General features: G+C 54.9%; 9 protein-coding genes. 5 read left to right on the top strand and 4 right to left on the bottom strand.

The features are described 5' to 3' along the window. The 5 genes from LI337_RS19805 to LI337_RS19785 form a co-directional block, all read left to right on the top strand. Positions 1-3,165 (top strand): hypothetical protein (locus LI337_RS19805; RefSeq protein ID WP_227231661.1); only part of this gene is annotated, 3,165 nt, incomplete at its 5' end. Further along, complete coding sequence (locus tag LI337_RS19800; protein WP_227231660.1) at positions 3,162-3,788, top strand: BREX protein BrxB domain-containing protein; 627 nt, start codon at positions 3,162-3,164, stop codon at positions 3,786-3,788. The genes LI337_RS19805 and LI337_RS19800, both read left to right, overlap by 4 nt. After that, positions 3,781-7,476: a hypothetical protein gene (locus LI337_RS19795; protein ID WP_227231659.1), complete on the top strand. Its 3,696-nt coding sequence runs from the start codon at positions 3,781-3,783 to the stop codon at positions 7,474-7,476. Before LI337_RS19800 ends, LI337_RS19795 begins: the two co-directional genes overlap by 8 nt. Then, complete coding sequence (gene pglZ / locus LI337_RS19790) at positions 7,473-9,599, top strand: BREX-5 system phosphatase PglZ (protein ID WP_227231658.1); 2,127 nt, start codon at positions 7,473-7,475, stop codon at positions 9,597-9,599. Before LI337_RS19795 ends, pglZ begins: the two co-directional genes overlap by 4 nt. A 64-nt stretch (positions 9,600-9,663) precedes the next feature. Then, positions 9,664-10,539 carry a DUF8172 family protein gene (locus LI337_RS19785; RefSeq protein ID WP_227231657.1) on the top strand — a complete coding sequence of 292 codons (876 nt, stop codon included), beginning with the start codon at positions 9,664-9,666 and terminating at the stop codon, positions 10,537-10,539. A 325-nt stretch (positions 10,540-10,864) separates the two neighbouring features. Here LI337_RS19785 and LI337_RS19780 read toward each other — a convergent pair whose 3' ends face one another. From LI337_RS19780 to LI337_RS19765, 4 genes are read right to left on the bottom strand one after another with little or no spacing between them, the layout of a single operon-like run. Continuing rightward, the gene (locus LI337_RS19780) at positions 10,865-13,726 is read right to left on the bottom strand and encodes a UvrD-helicase domain-containing protein (RefSeq protein WP_227231656.1); all 2,862 of its coding nucleotides are present in this window, start codon (positions 13,724-13,726) and stop codon (positions 10,865-10,867) included. Then, positions 13,723-16,311, bottom strand: a complete 2,589-nt coding sequence (locus LI337_RS19775) for a PD-(D/E)XK nuclease family protein (RefSeq protein WP_227231655.1) — start codon at positions 16,309-16,311, stop codon at positions 13,723-13,725. Before LI337_RS19775 ends, LI337_RS19780 begins: the two co-directional genes overlap by 4 nt. A gap of 51 nt (positions 16,312-16,362) precedes the next feature. Then, on the bottom strand, positions 16,363-18,195 hold the full coding sequence (locus tag LI337_RS19770) for an AI-2E family transporter (RefSeq protein ID WP_227231654.1): 1,833 nt from the start codon (positions 18,193-18,195) through the stop codon (positions 16,363-16,365). Between the two features lie 9 nt (positions 18,196-18,204). Then, a complete protein-coding gene (locus LI337_RS19765) occupies positions 18,205-19,221 on the bottom strand; it encodes a hypothetical protein (protein ID WP_227231653.1) in 1,017 nt (338 codons plus the stop codon). Positions 19,222-19,512: the final 291 nt, after the last annotated feature.

The following is a 19,512-nucleotide window of genomic DNA, read 5'->3' as shown; positions in this document are numbered from 1 at the left end:
TGGTACCAGAATCAGGGAACGTGGGATCAGCGTGACGAACTCACGAAAGAGGTCCTCAGAGACGAAGGCGTTCCCAACGCGGATCAGTACTCGTGGGACGACGTCCAACAGTACCGAACCCTCTCTGATCTCGTCCTAGAGGAGCTCGTCGAACGAGAGACAGGAACTGCAGATGGGTTGGCGGACATCCAACGCCAGGATATCGGGCAGCGGATGGCTGTCGAAGCCGTCGAGTCGTATCGGCAAGACCTCGAGGCAGAGTCTGAGAAGCCGGTAAAGATCGTCCTCCTCGTCGACGAAGTGACACTCTTCATTGGTGGGGACTACCAGCGTCTCTCGGAACTCAACGCGCTCGCGGAGAGTATCGATACGATCGGCGAGGGGAACATCCAGATGGTCGCGACGGCACAGTCCCAAATCGAGGACGTCCGACCAGGACTTGCTGCGAAGCAACTCGACTTCGGGATTCTCAAAGACCGGTTCCCCCACCAGTACCACCTGCCAAGTCATCACGTCGGGGAAATCGTTCAGCGTCGCCTCCTCGAGAAGACCGAAGAAGGAACAGACTGGGTTGAGTCAGAAGCACTGACGGCGCGGGTACATCCAACATCTACGTTCGTCTACTCAGAGGTCGGGCAGAATACGGAGCCACCTCTCAATCGAGTCAAAGAAAAGGAGTTCGTACAGTTCTATCCGCTCCTGCCCTACCAGCCGGCGCTCTTTTTGGAGATACTCTCGAACCTTCGGAACGAGTTGGCCGACTCGACGAAGTCGATCTTCTCTGGGACAGCGAGAGCGATTCTCGCCATCGTTGCCGGACTCCGAGACCGATGGATGCGCGACGAAAGCAAAGACGAGCTGTCCCTCATCAGCCTTGTCGATTTCTATGACCTGATTCGGTACGAGCTCGAGGACATCATCCCCAACGAGATTGAGGTCCTGGAGGAGATCGAAGCCGACGAAGACACGACTGACTTCGATCTCAAGGTCGCAAAAGCGGTCTTGCTCCTCTCGTACGTGCCCGACTCAGTCCCACAGAACGACGCCAACATCGCGGTGGCGGTGATGGACGACCTTAACGGGCAGCCGCGGACGACCGTCCGAAACCAGGTCCAGAATTCACTGGAGAACCTCGACAAGTACATCAGGCCGAACACTGCTGAGGACGGTCCTCTCCTTCGAATCACGGATCGAGAGGAACGAGAGATCATCGAAGAGGCACGCAAGAACCACAAGAACCCAGATTGGGACGAGATTATCACCGCTTTCGACAATGAACTCTGGGCGGACATCAGCCCTCGTGTGAATCTCCCAACGTCGGTTCCCTACGGTGGGGACGGCGACAACTACCCCATCTCATACAACTTCTCCATCGATGGACAACCACTAGATGGGGCGGACGAACACGAGGGTGCCCTCGAAGCCACTGTGGTTATCCGGGGTGTGCGACCTGATGTCGACTCGAAGAAAGTCAACGAGGGAACGATCTACTGGTCGGTCAAGGAGGATGGGTTAGATGATCTCCGAAGCCAGCTCATCGAGTGGTGGTCGTTCCACGAAGCGACGGCCGAGACGGAAACACCCGATACGATAGCCCGCGACGTCGACGATGCAGCGGACAGGGTGAAAAGTAAGCTCGCGAGCGCGCTCAAAGATGGCTCGTACAAGGTTGAATCTCAGGAACCACGTGGTCTCGAGTCTGCGGTCAAAGAATGCATCAACCGTGCCTACCCCTCGTTCTTCCATCCCATCATGCTCGAGGTGGACCAGAGCTACCTCTCGGAGCTAAAGCGACTCAATGACGACGAGGAGTACCCGGAGTGGGCACAGAAAATCGATGTTCCAACGCCAGATGCGGAGGTGTCCACGATGGGGACGATTGCGAAAGAGATTCGAGGCGCCGTCGGTCGAACGCTGGTCGACCATGATAACGAGATGGGTCTGCCAGCGCTCTTCGAAAACATCACCGAGGAGACGCCGTTCTACGGAGAGGTCAAACCGGCAGTAACGGCGGTCCTGTGGGGACTGTGTCGCGCGGGAGAGTTCCGTCCCGTCGCAGAGGACGGAGAGGCTCTCTCCGCGGATGAACTGCTGACGCTCTCTCAGCAGATGGAGATCAAGCTGCGTACGGCAGCGTCGTCGACGTCTCTCAAGGAACAGTTCATCGATGCTGGAATCATCGATCCGATTCAAACGGTCGACGAGGGAATCGTCGCCCTCGAAGAGTTGAACGAGTCGGTCAAGAGGCAAGCGCGCACGCTTGCAGAGACGACAGAAGTCAGTACAGAGACGGAATTAGAGAGCGATGCACTCGTCTCTCTGGTTGCGTCATTCAGCAATGCGCTCTCTGAACTGGCGGATAGCGCAGAATCTCGCGCCGACGCAATCGCTGCTGACGATACGGACTGGGAAGAGATAATCGATCAAGTGGCGAGTGACGAAGAGTGGTTGACTGCGGTTGAGGATCGATGGGACTCCAGAGAATCCTACCTGTTACAACTCGACGGGCTACTGCGGTTCAGAGAGCTGGAGATTGACTGGCTTAGCCAATCGTTCTACGACGCACTGGACCAGCTAAGCCAACAGCTCGAAAACGAGTCTGGTCGGGAGTGGTGGACGCAGGAGGGCTGGCAGTCCTTCGATCAGTCACTGGATGCCCGGTTGACCGCAATCTCAGCGCTTGAAGAGGATTGGTCGGCTCAAGTGGCTGAAACCAACGCGAAATCACTAGTGACGGAACTCGAGGGACACCAATGGCTGATCCCGCCCCTACAGCTCCCTGAGCACAGCGTTCACGATGGATTCCAGTCCGGATATCTCCGCCCACTTCGGCACTTCAGAGATACCCACGAAAGCATCCAAGTCTGTATTAGTGCGTTAACAAACCGGGAACCAGGAACTCACGACGAGCGTACATTGAAACGAGCGCTCGGGACGGTATCCTCAACGACGGATTGGGACAGCCTCACTGAGGACCGAGTCGACACGTATCGAGAAAAGTACGAGACTGTAGAGCAGTTGGTCGGTGGGACTCAACCCGAGGAAATCGAAGGCGTAGGTGTGCTATTCGGCGATGAATCTGCACTCAAGGGCCAATTTGAGCGTCTCGTGAAGTCGAGGAAGCCGACGATCGAACAGATCAATGGAGGTGTGATTATCAAATGACGTCGACGCGAAACCCGCTCAAGAGATTCACCGAGGAATTGGTCGACTTTGCAAGTGGCGAACGGCGGGGAATTCGAAATCCCTTCGTCATGGTGCCAGTCGAACCATCTGTTGAACACCGAGTGACGGAACGGTTGGTTCAGTGGGCAGACCCCGAAACACCAGATACACTGACGAACTGGGCTGGTATCGAGAACCAGGCCGGCAACGAACTCACAGTCGAGTGTGTTCGGCTCGATCACCTGATGCCCGAGACGCGTGTTTTCGAAACCACACTCGATCTCGGGCCTCTTGAGCGGACCACCACGAACGCAGTAACGGAGACGCTCGAGACGAGTCTGGCTGACGAACTCATCGAGAAACTCGTCGAAGGACAACTCAAAGGCGAGAATGCGCAGCAGCATATCCTTCTGCTGGTGAACCTCGGAAGCCTCTATCCGTTCACCCGCGCATCAGAGTTGCTCGATGAGATGGACCGCCGAAACGTGAATACTACAATCGGAATCCCGTTCCCTGGTTCGATTAGAGGAGGGAAATTGAGCTTCTTCAACGAGGACGCACGCCACTACTACCCGACCCATCGAATTGACGAGAAAATCACTGAGGTGTATCTCGATGACTGATACGACACTTGAATCACTGTTTGCTCGCTCGCCGACGCGAGAACTCGAAGAAGTACAGAAAGTCAACGAAGTCGGCCAAGCCGAACGCGACATCGACGAGTTCTACGAGACTGATAGCGCTCGAAAGGTACTCACAGAACTTGGAGAAGTCGTCAACAGTACAGGATCACAGCCACGCTTCCGGTATGTCCATGCCACCTTCGGATCCGGGAAAACGCACCTTCTGAAGCTGATCGGAATCGCGACCGGCGAGATCGAGGGGCTCGAAACGGTCGCTCCGAAGCTGTCGAGCCAATTCTCTGGGTTCAAGGAATTTAGAGATCGACTCAATTCGTCCCACATCGATCACCTGGTCCCCCTGTTCATGAACCTCCTCGACCGGGACAAGGTTCGTGACTCAACGCTCTCGCTCCTGATCTACGAGGAGCTGGGGAATCAGCTCAACTACCCGACTGACCCACTCTGGTTACTCGAGTGGGCGTGGACCTTAGAGATCGAGCATGGGCTCTGGGAAGCCGTATGCTCTGTAGAATACGATGGAATGTCGATACAGGAGGCAGCACAAGACAAGCCTGCGCTCCGCCCATGGCTCTATGAAGCACTTCCCGAGATGGACGAGACTGACGGCACGCCTTATGCAACAAAAGATGGCGTCAGGGAATCAATCGAGCAAGCCACGGGACGGATCAGTACTGAGGCGTTCACACCCGATGAACTCGTAGAACGGCTGGACCGAACGAAGCGCTACTTACAGGAATCAGGCGAAACGTACGAGTTCCTCATCGGGCTCGACGAAGTCGCCATTTACGTCGGTGACCAGCAACACCGCTATCGAGAGTTTCTGGAGACGGTCGACACACTCATCGCCGACATTAACCCCCCAATTTTGGGAACAGGACAGTGGTCGCTGCGGGACATGCAGCAGGATTTCATGGGAGAGGTCGATCCTGAGGCGTGGTACACGAACGAAATTCCGCTCCGGGGTGCCGATACAGAGATCATAGTCAGAAAGCGGTGGCTCCGAAAGTCAGATTCCGGGGCGAACACGGTACACGACCTGCTCGAACGGGCTCCTGACTTCGAGTTAGAACTTGCCGACGCTTCAGAATACACCGACGTCGGAGAGCCCGTAGAGGCGTATCCCTTCCGTGAACACGACCTCTGGTTGCTCCGCGAGGTCATGCAGAGTCTCAAGAAAGAAGACTTGGAAGTGGACAGAGAGTATGTTCAGGGACGAGCGCTGCTGATTCTCGTTCGTTCTCTCTTCACCAGCTTTGATTGGTCCCAGAAAGAGCCTGGAGCGGTCGTTGCGTGGGATGAAATCTATGACTTGATTGAGCGCGAAACAACGGACATTCCGGGGTGGGCAAAGGACCAGATCCAGAAAGTCGAGAACACGACTGACGAGATGGGGGTGAGTGTCGCGAAAGTTCTCTATCTCCTTGGCCAGGTCGACGCCGTCCCAACAACGAAGGAGAACATCACACGGCTGCTGGTTAGCTCAGTAGATACTGACATCGATCAGCTCGAAAGCGATGTTGAGGAAGCCCTCAAAGCGCTGATGGAGGACAACTTCGTTCGAACCGACGAGAGTGTCCAACCGCAGACGTATAGAATCCTGTCGAAGGAGATTGTCGAGTTCTGGGATCAGATTCACCGGGAGGCAGCAGGGCTTCCTCAACATCAAGTTCGGTACAATATTGAGGACCTTCTTCGGGAGGCGGATCGTGGTCGGTTGACAGCGGATGATTCACTCCGAACGCGGAATATCGATGGGATCTCCGACGCCCCGTATACGTTCCGCTACACTGTATTAGACCAAGTCGACTCCTCACCGGAACCTCGTTTCGATGGTGTAGTTGCCAGGGTACTAGCGGCTGACCCGGATACAATAGAAGAGTCACGAACAAGATGGCAGGAGGCGAACGTTGGTGACCAAGGCGTTGAAGATGTCCTTATCGTTATTGAGCTTTCAGAGGGCCTTCGCGAGAGTATTCGGCATCTGATTGCGTTGGATAAGTTATTGGAGCCGGGGGCTAGCGCAGAACTCCGTATCGAGCAACAACAGGAGGAGGAGACCGTCGAAGACGAGATCGAGGAACTCCTCTATGGCGCGAAGCTCTATACGCCGGACCATAACACGACGCGAGGGACGTATCTAAGCAACATCGATAGTGTGCTCGCTGATGCTGTCAGAGAGAAATTCGAGAACAGGAAAACACTCGATACACGGCTGCAGGAGGTTGACGACGCTCGGACCCTCTTCGAGTTCTTCAACGGGAATGGTACGTGGCCGTTCTCAAGCGACGACGCAGAAATGCTCGGGGTCAAGACAGTTCCGAGAGAGATTAGTGACGGGTGGGCTGAAGAGTTCCTCAACGATTACGCTGGAGAGGAATTAGTGAGTGGAGAGACTGTCCTCGAAGAAATCGCTGGTCGACGGGGGAAATATCTCGGGACGCCACGCGAGGCACTGGCGGCGCTTCTGATCACGCTTGCCGCAGCAAACAAAATCGAGATCAGACGTGATGGGGTCCGTATCGAAGACCCGGGCGAAATCGGTCGCGTGATGCGACGTCTTTCCGATATCCGTGACATCGATATTGGATTCGATCCCGTGGACATTGAGGGAAGTAGCAATCTAAAAGCGGTCTATCAGTCTCTCCGAGGATTTGCTCCACAAGGGAACGATCCGACCGCTTGGCTCTCCAATCTCGCATCATGGGCAGAAAAGAATAGTTCGGGTATTCGGAACATCTGTGCTCGTGTGGGTCTCGAGTTTGACGAAGAAATCACACTGGATGCGCTCCGTGACGTATTAGAACCAGGGATGGCAGGTGGCGAACTTGACGATGCAGTACTGACAGAATCGCCAGTACCAACGCAGGCAGAGTGGTTCCACAAAGCTGAACCATTATTCGAGGGCGAGGAGCCGCTCTGGGATGAGTTCAACAGTACACTCGAGACGATGCGATCACTGTACCCAGATGCTGCGATTACCTACAAGATGGAGGACGCCGTCGATGGGTCGCGCATCCCATCCAAGGAGAGCCTGACTAAGCACCAGACAGAGGCTCAGGACTTCCGTACCTCACAGATTAGTGAACTCTACCACCTTCTCACGGGAACCGCACCTGAAGCGGATTCGATCTCGGAGCTCTGTTCAGCGGTCGAGCAAGCGTTACTGGATCAAGACATAATCGTGGAAATCGACACCGTCACCGAGACGATTCCAGGAGTGAATTTCGAGTCACTCAGAGAACTCGATGAGATCGCTGAATCCGCGGCTGACATCTCCGAATCCGATATCGCATCCGGGAACGCAGTCAGCGAAGCTAGCCAGCTTGAGGAGGCACGAGGACTACTTGAGGATCAACCAGATGGTCCACTCTACAACCAGCTCGAATCTCGGTACGAGGAACTCAACTCAGAACATTCTGAGGCGTTCATCACGAAGCAGGTGAAGCGTGCGCTAAGTGGACCAGACCTCGTCACACCGTCTCGAGCAGAAGCGTTGGTGAAACAGGCCGATGCAAAGCTCCAGTCAACGGACGATGATGACGACGATGATGAAGACGATGATGACCAAGATGACGACGGACCATCTGTCGACGAGCTCTGGGCAGATGTGACCGAACCAGGTGACGGTACTATTGTGGTTATCGATACAGAGGAGGGAGACCGATGAAATCGCAACCGACGACGACACTCGAAGACCAGGCGAAAGCTCATCTAGAAGATGAATTTCCTGACGACTACGCGACAGCTGTTCGAGTCGTCTGGTGGGACGACGGAGGACATCTCCGAGAGGTCGTCCGTGCTGCTGCAGACCGGATCGGCGTAGGGTTCTCGGAGGCAGAACAGTTCCCTCTCGAATTGAGAAGAAACGCAATCGACGAACCGGAGACTCCCCACGTCTGGTACATCCCGCAAGCGAAGGAGAATCGTGACTGGTTCAGAGACATCCGTGAAACTGGCGGTGAAATCGAACTCACGATCGAACAGCTAACTGCCGAGCTGTATGAGGTCAATCCCTGGGATATCTATGATGTTGAGCGAGGGACGGAGTCTGACCGCGAAACTGCGGCGAATGTAATCAAAACTCAGTTCGCAAGCGGTGGAATTCCACGCTACGGGGACCTGATCGGTGAGATAATCACAAAGGGAGAGGGCCAGATTTTAGAACACCTCCTCGAGGGTGGATGGCCAGAAATCGACAAGGATGATGAAACGATTGCCCGAGTGCAAAAGTCGCTAAAAGACAGGCACGTCGCTCCCGCAGACAATGCTGAAACACCAGAGGAGATCGAGGACGTCGTCTGGAAGTGGGCCGTTGCTCGCTGGCTCGTCGCTGAGGGATTGGATGTCGACGCCTTCCCCGAGGGATATGGAAACGTGGGTAGCACCCTTGGCGACATCAATCCACTCAAACGAATTGTCGATTCCCGACATAGCAAGCGGTTGGCAGAGCGCTATCTGAGTGAGAGCTACTGGGGGGACGTAATCGAATCATCCGACGATGCGTGGGAGCTCGCGGCCTGTCCGGTTGATGGGGCCCTTGATGCCGCTCTGTGGAATGCTTGGCTCGAATCATTAGAAGAGGGGAAGTACACGGAGTGTGTCGAAAGGGCGAACGAACGCCAAGAAGCTCTTGGAGTGTATCCGGACGATATTCCCTGGACGACGCTCTGGGAACAAGCCGAACAAGTAGCCGAGTTGGAATTGCGGTTTGCAGCCTGGGAAGAGCGGTCCCAGTCGTTCGACCCCTTCGACCAGTATGCCGATCAGGAAGACGGAACCTGGAAGATCGACTATGGGGTGTTGGAACTCGAGATCACAGGTGAACCCGAGCAAGATAGACTGCTCAACTCTCACCCGGCGACGGAATCGCTCCCTGAGATTCGCGCCGAGCTCTTAGAGACGCGGTATATGAACTATCTTGAGAAGATGAGCGAGGCAGTAGTCAGTTCGTTCAGTACTGGATCGCCTCTGGCGGGGAAAGACGCTGCCTACGAGTGGTGGACTGACAACGAGCAGGATCTCGCAACAGGAGAAACAGTCGCCCTATTTCTGATTGATGCGCTGCGATTAGACCTCGCTCGGGAGCTAGCCAACCGCCTTCGAGAAGACTATTCGATCGCCGAAGAGACCAGAGTTAGCACACTTCCATCGGAGACCAAGTTCGGGATGGCTGCACTCACACCGGGGCGAGCCCACAGGTTCCGTGTCAAACTCCGGAACGGGAAGCTCTCTGTCGAACGAGGTGGCCAGCGTCTCGACAACAAAGGAAACCGAGTGAAAGTCCTTGAACGAGAGGGATGGGACGTACCGAACGATCGCGATTCAGGGTGGCAACACCACCAAATCGCCTACTACGACAAGGACATCGACGACATCGGTGAGAATGAACTCGACAATCCAGAGAGTCACTTCACCAGTTACATCGACGAACTCTACGATCTGATTACAGAGAAGCTAGAGAACGAACACTGGGATCGAATCTACGTCGTGACGGATCACGGATTCGTCCTGCTCCCGAAGGGGACTACAATGGAATCGATTTCTAGCTACGACGGAGATGGGGAGGTCAAATATCGGCGAATCGCTGGAGACGACATCGAGGACGCCGGAACAGGCGTCCGAGTCACGGGTCAGACACCCGGGACAGAATATCTGAAAACGTCAGTTCGATTGCTTGCCAAACCCCGACAGTACAACAGCAAAAGCGGACTTACCGACGCCCGTTATTACCATGGTGGGATCCTCCCGCAGGAATGCATGCTGAACTTCCTCCGAGTCGAGAAAGAATAGTACACGGCGAGACAATCCGCTCGTGAACTTGATTAATAAGCGCAGATGAGTACTGTGTACGCAGATGGGCCACGTCTACTACCACCATCCCGGTGACAAGCAATTCTCTCTTGACTTCGTACATCCGGACCCTGTTGAAATCGTCTCGCAGATCGTCGGTTACGATGACGACGTCGCAGTGAAGGTCCAGGTATACGATATCGACGAAGAATTCTACGTCATCTATACGTCCCGCGTCGGCGGTGGGCCTGTTCGTGAGATCGATTTTAACCTGAATGAGTCACTCGCGAAGATGAGCGAGGACAACAGCACCATCGTCGTTCGTCTGCTCGAGATCTACCGCGCCCTCATCGCTCAGAACGAGGAGGAAGAAGGCGTTCCTGTCGAGGCATACAAGAAAATCGACGTCGAGGCGCTGCCGGACGTGCTTGATCGGACGTCGTGGGAGGGCTCAGCAACAGCCGTTGCAGGCCGACTCGCCTCGAACCTGATTCTGAAACACGCACTTCCGAACGCCAACCACCGGACGGCTGTCGCACTGATTCAGTTCTACCTCCGGCGTCTGAATCCGAACTTCTCCATGCCGGAAACGTCTATAGAAGTCGATTCAGAGACGTACGACTGGCGGGAGTGGGTTAATGAGTACATCAACGAATCGAAGCGGCTGTTGACCGTTCGACGGAAGAACGTCCTCTTCAAGCACCTGTACCGCTTCGGCGCGAGAACACTTGAGCGGAAACACGCGGTCGAAATCGACTTGACCGCATACGAGCTGGATATGTACCCGAGTGAGGCGAAGATCGTCTATGCGGAGCAGCACGAAGAACTCTGGATTGAGTTCGTCGAGGAGGCCGTCGAACGGGCAGGATATCCAGAGCTGAAGGAAACGCCAGGGCTATCGAAGACAGAGTTCGCTGAAAAGATTCGGAACCTCGAATAAGTGCCGCTGTTAGTCTTGGAGCGTGGCGACTGTTCGGCCCGTTTCTTCGGCCTCTTCGCTGCGCGACATATTGTACGTCGCGAGCGCTTCGTCAACCGCCTCATCAAGACTCATTGGTCAACCTAATCTTGGCTCTTCTACCGTATAAACGCTTGCATGGCTCCAGACAAGTATCAAACAGCCTTAGTTCACCTCGATCAGTGCTGAGTGCGCAGATGTTCTTCTCTACTCTGAAGAATCCGTTTTTGTCAAACAATTTGTCCCCGAACAAAGTCCAACCATGTTCGAAGACGTTGTGTAGAGGATATCTGAATTTGCGGTAAGACTACTCGACAACGCTGGCTTCCGAACGCTGTTCTTGTCCAATCAGTGCGGCTAGGTCCGCTTTCGTGAGTGGATCGATGTTAACGCGATCCCCTTCGGCGGTATAGAAGATACCTGCAGTCACGTCTCGGCCAGGGAACCATTCAGACAACACATGATAGTACACGCTGAGTTGCTTCCGATACTCATCCTCAGCGTGCCGTCCGAGGTCAGTCTTGAAGTCGATGATCTCGACGGTATCGGGACGAATGTGAACGAGGTCGACGATTCCTGAGATGGTGACCTGTTCGCCATCGACAGTGAGCGGGAGATAGGCGTCCTCCTCGACTCGGAGTTCTCCATCGAGGGAGTCCAGGAACGACTTGATGTGACGCTCGTCGTCGTTCGAGGATTCGACGTCCCCCTCAAGTACGTACCGCTCAGCGAATTCGTGGGTCTGCGTTCCGAACGCGGTCCCTCTTCCGTCGTCGACATCCTCGAACACATCGTCGCGCATGAGCGTGTGCGGCGAGTGTCCGACCGGGCCGTCCGGCGTCGGCACGGAAATCTGCAAGTGTGCCTGCGTCGTCTCGTCGATATCGTCTTCCTGAACGTTGGGTTCCAGCTCCTCGAGGTCGACCGGGAGCTCTTCAATAAACGTGTTCGGGCTCTCGCCTGCAGCGAACACGAGATGGCTCTCAGCCCGCGTCATCGCGACGTAGAGCAAGCGTCGCTCTTCGTCGTATCCACGCGGCAGACACTTCCGGAGGACGTCAGTCCGCCAGTTGTCGTGAATATGTGGATACCCGTGATCATCGGCGTAGAGCTTTCGCTGGCGTAGTCCAATCGGATCGTCGAACGTGATCGCGTTACTGTTCCCGCCTGACGGTGGGAAGCAATGGGAGTTCATGTTCGCGAGCACGACAATGGGGTGCTCGAGTCCCTTGGCCGCGTGGATGGTCTGAACCGTCACCGAATTCATACCGGCGCTCGCGTGGACCTCGTGGGTGCTTCCGTCCTCGATGCCGCGTTCGATGAATCGGATGAGGTCACCTCGTGTCAATGTCGTCGCGCTGTGGACGGACTGAATCGTCGTCAGCAGCACGTCGGCGTAGGCCCCGTCGTAGTCGTACTGGGAGAATACACGCTGGGCAACCCCACCGACCGTCTCCAGGGCCGCAAGCTCCGACTTGAACGCCTGCATGTTGGTGGGGTACTCCTCGCTATCGAGGACGTGTTTGACTTCGTCGAGCGTGTAGCCAGCTTCTTCAAGCACGACTGCCCATCCCCGCTCCGCGTCGGATTCGAGGATTCGCAGCCACGCCACGAGAAGCTTCGCCGGGTCAGACCGGAACAACTCGATGCCTCCTTCATATGCCATCGGCAACCCATACGCCTCGGCGACAGAGAGGAGTTCTCGGCCGAAGTCACGAGTCCGGGTGAGAACGGCGATGTCACCGTACTTTGGCAGACGAAGTTCCCCATCCTCCTCGACCTGATACGCATCGTTCCCGACGATCTCCTGAATCTTGGTCAGAACGGCTTCGTGTTCGTCTTCGTGTTGAATCGCCTCTATCTGTGAGTTCTCGTGCGATGCGTTCGATGAGAGTGACACAATTCTATCTCGCACGGCCGTCTCGTCGACGTCGTCTGTGCTCGCCGCGGGCGTCACTAGGCTGTGCTCGGAGAAGTCAAGAATGTCCTGCGTCGACCGGTAGTTCTCGACGAGTTCGATATCGATGATCGGGCGGGTCGCCCACGACACTCGCTCGTGGTCCTCATTGAGTTCGTCGACGAACCGATCCAGCCGGGATTCGAACTCAGTGATGTTCTCGACGGCAGCATACTGGAACGAGTAGATGCTCTGTTTCCAGTCGCCAACGACACAGACGTTGTTCGTGTTCGCGAGCAGGAGAGCGAGTTTGAACTGGATCTCACTAGAGTCCTGGAACTCGTCGATCATCACGTACTCGAACGCGACATCGTCGCGGAGTCGATGGTCGTCACAGAGCAGGACGAACGCGAACAGCTGCAGGAAGCTGAAGTTGAGGTAGTTCCGACTGAGTGCGAACTCAAGGTACTCGTGGTAGACGTCGTGAACGAAGTTCTTGAGTTCCTCTCGCTGTTCGTCAAACACTAGTCGTGCGACTGCCGCAGGAACCTGCTTCTCACCCCACCCGCCACGGATCTCGTCCTCCTCGGGCGCGTCTGGGAGATAGCACTTGTCGTCCCCGTAGCCTCCGAGTTTCGAGCGAAGCTTCGACTGCTTGTTCCCGTCGTTTCGGGGCAGGTTCAACTCGTCGAAGATCTCGCGGAACGCATCGAAATCACCGTCCAGATGCCGCTCGCCGTTCCGGTACCAGCCATCGGCCGTCGGGAAGACACCTTTCGCCGCGAGCTGATTTATCAAACCGAGGAGTTCGACTGGTTCCTCGATAGCGCGGAAGAAGTCGTCGTACTCGGAGTGGTCGTCGCTGAACCGACGGATGAACTCGCGGAACTGCGCCTTCTCGACGTTTTCGTCTTCGAGGACACGTGTGGACCCAGTGATGCGGTCGTCGATGCCGAGGAGCGTCGGTGCCTCGAAGCCGTGCTCCATGAGGATGTCGTGACAGAGGCTGTGGAACGTCTGGATCGGTGCGTCCGAGAGTTCACGCATCCCGTAGTCACAGTGGGCGACGATTCGGTCCTTCATCTCCGTCGCCGCGTTATTGGTGAACGTCACGAGGAGGACGTCCTCAGGCACCACGTCGTCTTGGTCGACGATTTCGGCGTAGCGTCGGGTGACGGTGAACGTCTTTCCAGTCCCTGCGCCGGCGTCGACGACGTGGATGCCCCGTTTGCTGTCGATCAGGTCTTGCTGTTGGTCGTTTGGTGCAGTCATCGCGACTCACCCTCCAGGATGCAATCGCGGTTGTCCACGTACCGATAGTTTGGATCGCCACCGAGTCCCTGAACTGGGAAGCGCTCGTCACCCGCACGGCGAGTGTTCAGTTCCGAAAGGCGCTCTCGAACGAACTGCTCGAATGCGTCCACGTCGCCGGTGAAGTAGTTCTGGTTGCGGATCCGTAGCAAGTGTCGCAGTGCCTGCTTACAGCCCTTTTTCACATACTTGTAGTTCCCGACATCAGCGATCAGTCGCTCGGTGAGTGCGTCGCCGAATTCCGAGTCGATGAGTTCGTCGCTGTCGCTGGTGTCCGGGAACTCGTACGCATCCAACACGGCCCGATAGATTTCGTACGTCGACTTCGAGAAGGTCTTGTTACAGTCGTTCGCGGCGTCTTCCTGCAGTTCGGTGAAGACAGCTTGGCTCGCGATGTATTCCTCGAAGGTGACTGGATAGTAGGTCACCGTAGTGAGGCAGTCTTCGAGAGAACCATCCCCAGTCACCACATCGTCAAGCGTTTCGAGGAAGTGGAAGAACGTGAATCGCAGTTCCTCATCCGGGTGCTCAGTCCGCTGGTGAGCGAGATACAGCAACGCCTGGAAGTTTGGTTTGTCGCTCGGTGGATCAAGCGCCGAATGCTTTACAATTGAGTATGCTGACTTCTTTGTGCCACTCTTGTAGTCGAGGAGTCGGGTCGGGCTGTGAACAAGGTCGATCTTGCCCTTCAACCCGAGATCAATGTTCTCGAACCAGCGTTCGGTGTGCGATGCATCGATGGGGCGGTCGTAATACTCGGCGAAGAAGTTCTCTCCCCGACCACCGTCAGGCGTCACCAGGCCGTCACCGTGAGGCGAGTCTGCATTCAGGAATTCAACGATGGTCTGGAGGCCGACACGGTACTTGGTGAGTCGGACTTCCCGGTCGACGCCCCGGAGGAACGGGTCGACTTCGTCGAGAATGGCTGCGGCTACATCGTCGAGTGTATCAGACGTGATGGCGTCCGGATGCGAGACATAGAACTCCGCGAAGTCGTGGAACAGGTTCCCTTCCCTAAAGTGGTCCTTGTCCGGGTTGTCGACGAGTCGGCTGAAGAAGTAATCGCGGGGTGAGTTGACGTAGGAGTTCAGGCTTGACTGGCTGAGTGCGGTGACGTCCTCGTGGGAGACATCGAGTGGTTCTTTTTCGAATCCGTCCTGTGTCGTTCGAGACGCCCGTGAATGCTGCAGTGAGTCCAAATCACTGAATCGGTCGAACTCCTCATCGAACAGTTCCTCGAAGTATAGACACGGGGTGACGGGCGTTCCACCGGCGGTGTCCTGCACGAGGTAGTACTGGTCGACGCCGTTCTGCAGGAGGAGTTGGAACTGCCGGATGTTCCGCTCGAACTCCTGATCTCGGTCGACCCACGGGCGACGAGGCGACGAATGTGTCCAACCTTCGTCAAGGGCGAGATAGAAGACGACGGCGCGGTCGACGTGAGCAGCCGATTTTGCATCTGCCAATAGGACACCTTCGTTCTCCCGATCCACAGGCACTTCGTACGACTGCAAGTAGAACTCAAGACGGTCAACTGCCGGTTCGGTGACGACGTCGTCAAGGAGACCGATCGTCGCGAGTTCCTCTCTGAAGGCGTCGATAGAGGCGTCCGTGACTGCTTCGTATTCGTTGATGGCCTCCTCGAATGTGCGGGAAGGAATCTCATTGCGGAACTCAAGGAGCCAGTCTACTTCCGGGTGGTCGAGGTCGTAGAGACGCTTCTCGTCGTGCTCGATGTCGACAGGCATCCCGAGTTGGGTGAGGAGTGGTCGAACGTCGCCTACTCGCGTATCCCGGCCAGCGTGGGCACTTCGAAGGAGCTGTAGGAATGCGCGGTGACGGGCATCGTCATTGAATCCTGGACCACCGTAATATGGAATCTCTGCAGCTTCCAGCGCCGACTCAACGAGCGAGGAATACTGACTAGCTGCATCGAGGACGACAGCCACGTCTCCGGCGTTTTCGGGGGTGACCGTGTCGAGGACAACGTCGACGATTGCGGCCGGTGAATCGAGAATTCGAAACGGTGGATGATCGAACGACTCTTCGGTGAACGGGTCGATCGTCTCGTAGCCTGGAGGAAGGATCGAGCGTTCGAGTTCAGTGAGCTGTTTGAACCCGACGACGGCGACCGACGTGTCGGCGTCGATGCTGTACTCGGTGAGGCGCTTGGACGTCGTGTCCATATCGGCGATGCAGTCGACAGCGGTGTGCGTTGCCGTCGTCGCGAACTGCTCGTAATCGAGAACAGCCTCAGCCGTCCCCTGGTACTCCCAGCACTGGAGGATGTTCCCGACCGCATAGGACGTCTCCTTCCAGTTGAGATCAGTCGTCTGAATGATTTCGAGGAACGCTAGTCGATCCTCGGCTTGTTCTCGGCGGCGAGCAGCCAGGCGCCGTGGTGTAATCGCGAACGGCCCGAAGTGTGGTTGGTCAAGACGCCTGTTCAGGGCACTCGCCATCGGCGCGTCCGGCACGAGCACAAGGTCGAAATCCTTGCATTCCTCGTAGAGAGAATCGATAGACTTCGCTCGTGTAATTGACACGGACTATCGGACTCAGGTGAGTTTCAAAAATGTGTCGTCGGTGCAGCCTAATCAGAAATTCAGGATCATTCCGATAAACAGCGGAAGGAGAGGATAAACGAATGAAAGGCCGATGATGACGAGAGTGACTATCGCCGCTGCTCTGCTAAAATACTCGTAGCCGCTGTGCCCGAACGGTCCATTAGTGGGAGCGAAAGAAAGAATTGCAAGCACGACACCAGAGACCGCTAACGCAAGTGACTGCGGTTGTCCGAACGAAAATGCGAACCCAGACCAGATTGCCAATCCACACCAGACGGTGAGTAGAGCGTAGAAGACTCTTCGAAGCTGGGTTTGTGCCCGCTGACGCTGCGTTTCAGCTAACCCCACGTATGCTGATTTCCGCTCTTCCAGATCACCAAACCGGAATAGATCCTTGTTGAACCGGCGGATGTGCTTCTCGTAGAATTCGTAGTCGTTCTTCACCTCTGTGATTGTGTCGTTCAGGTCCTCAATTCTCCCCTGAATGAGAGGGAGGTAGAACCCAACAATCACAATAAGAACAAAAATCGAAAACGGGGGCACCAGATCTCGGTCGCTCCATCGGAGTACCAAGAAGATGTTCGCGACGATTGCACCAAGGAGTGTGAACGTCAATCGTTGGATATCTTGAGAAGTTTCATTGGCTGCCGACGAAAGCCTCTCAGTCAATCCTGCCATCAAAGTCTGCGTGTCTTCAAGTACATCACTTAGAGCTTCGAAATTTTCTTCGACAGCAGATACCTGGAGATCCTGGTAACTCGATTTAACGTCCTCAATGACCTCTGGGAGCATCTCGATGCCACGCTCCGTACCTCGACAGTGTTCGGTTATCGCCAACTGCCAGAGATCTCGAAATGCGTCTTTTTTCTCTTCAGCTTCAAACGATTGATGAAGGTCACTAATCGCACAGATTCCATTCCTGCCCCACTCTGCACATTGCTCGGACAAGTCAATCCGGGGGTTGAATTCAGGTTCACTAGAGAATTGGAACTGCATCGTCTGACCGTCGCGGTCAACAGCTGCGGAGAGAACTCCTAAGAGAGAATATGCATAGAGAGGTGAGACTTGTTCACTGTCGCAGGTTTCCCAGAGGCCCTCAACTACCGAAGGGTGGATTGGTGAAAGATCTCCACGCCAGTGAGTGAATTTTCGGGAAGCAGACATCGAGTCAAAGTATTGGTCGGCAGCCTCCTCGACTTCCTCCTTTGGGAGTGTTTCAACGCTACTCGCAGTCCACATTGGAACGGGGAAGATCTCATCTGGAGCATTCTGAAGAAAGAGAAACACAGGGAAGGATTCGTATTCGAAGAGCTCAGCTGCAACCTCATGTGGGCTGTGACTTCCGATCCATTCGAAGAAATCCGATGGCGTCCACCAGAGGAGAGGGTTCAAATCAAAATCAAAAGTTAACTCATCGCCGAGAAGGTCGGAAGCAATCGTCCCCTTTTGAAGGCCTATCTCGATAGTGACGCGGGTACTCGCATCGTTGAGTTTTGATGCAAATTCATAAATCAAGCCAGCAGCGTTCCGAATCTCGTCTGGATAGTACCGGTCGAACCCATCACGATAATAATCGACATCGACGGCAGGGTCCAGATCGCGGTCAGCGAGCGCCTCTATCCCTTCGTCGTTTACGCTGAGTTCTCTCCCAGACAATTCGAACAATCGCTGATCATCAGCTATCAAGCGAAAGCCGCTAAAATACGCAGGAAACGAATCCCAAGCCTCGAATAGATTTTTGAATGTGTCCTCGGGCAGAGAGCTGGCCTCAGTATTGATCGAGAGATTAGAGAGGGCTTCATCATTGACTGATCCGGTACTCGAAACTGCGACTATCCTTTGAATGAACTCACGAGGCGTCATTTGAATAGGCTAGAACAGGTCTCGGATGTCAGGAACATTAGACAGGTCGTCGACCAACGAGCGCTTTCCATTCCCACTTCCGACTGTGAGTTCCGGCTGTAGGTCAGAAAGTAGCAGATAAAACTGATCACCGTCTCGTGCGAGTTGGACGTTATCACTGTCACGCAATTCGCTTATTGACACACGAATCGATTTCCCTGCAATTCGAACACTAACGTCCCCCTGATCGACGTTTACCTCTGTTCCGTCCTCATCATCCAGCGTGATTGGACCCCCATCAGTGAAGTCCTGATACGTTGAGAAAGCTGCCGAGGTTTCACTTTCGCTGGCACGTTGCTTGATTGCGGATTCAACTAGTTCGTCCGGGTGCGGCGCTGCTTTGAGATTCAGGAAGCCGTACCAATACTTGGCGTAGTGTTGTGCTCCTCCTTCCTGATACAGCTGTGCACTATCTTCGTCGATTACCTCCTCAAATTTGTCGTACTTGGGATAGACGACGCTCTTGTCGGTCTCTTCTTGAATAACGCGCTCGTTCTCGGTGAAGACTGCTTCTGTATCTTCGTGGTCGAGGTCGATTTCGTGAGCGCCTTCCAGATAGGGAGTTTTCAGAATCGCTGCGAATGTTTCGTCGTACTCGCTAAATTGAGTGTAGATGAGAAGGTCAGAGACAGAGCGTGCTTCATTAAGATAGAGCTGAGAAAGAGACTCTCCAGCGCTTTCGATATCACTCCCGTCCCGCACTTTTTCCAGTAATTCCACAGTCGTACGTCCCTCCCCCTCAAGATTTACCGATGCACTGCGAGCGGCATCGGTGAAGATGTGATTTCGGGCGTTCTTCGTGTCGTCACTATTGTAACGTCGTCCTAGCGTGTCCCGCAGCATACTTGCGACAATACGCTCGGCTTCTGCACCAGCATCAGTGACTAGATCGTCCCCGTCAAGTGTACCAACAAGATCTGGGGTCGGATTTTCGATTTCCTCACCCATTTCGCAACTGAATACGGCAACAGACTCGACATCCACCATATTTTGTAATCCAATAATAGCCGTGGTCAAATGTCTATCGGAGAGAATGACATATTGTAATCTCAAACTCCACAACCTCGGAGGATGGTTTTGATGCGTGCCTTCTATTCATAAGAAACTTTCTGAATAGAGAGTCAACAGTTGATTTCTCCCCTTTAGTCCTTTTTGCACCCGATGGGGACTACAAGAAACCGTCAGGCAGGAATTGTCGCTATAGTGTGATATAATCTAACAAGAATACTGAAACCACCCTCAACAATGGAAAACAGTCAGCGCTGCTCAGTGCCTGGC

Source organism: Salinirubrum litoreum, from assembly GCF_020567425.1.
Taxonomy (GTDB): Archaea; Halobacteriota; Halobacteria; order Halobacteriales; family Haloferacaceae; genus Salinirubrum; species Salinirubrum litoreum.
Note: the sequence above shows the minus strand (reverse complement) of the source record. Positions and strands in the feature narration are given on the sequence as shown.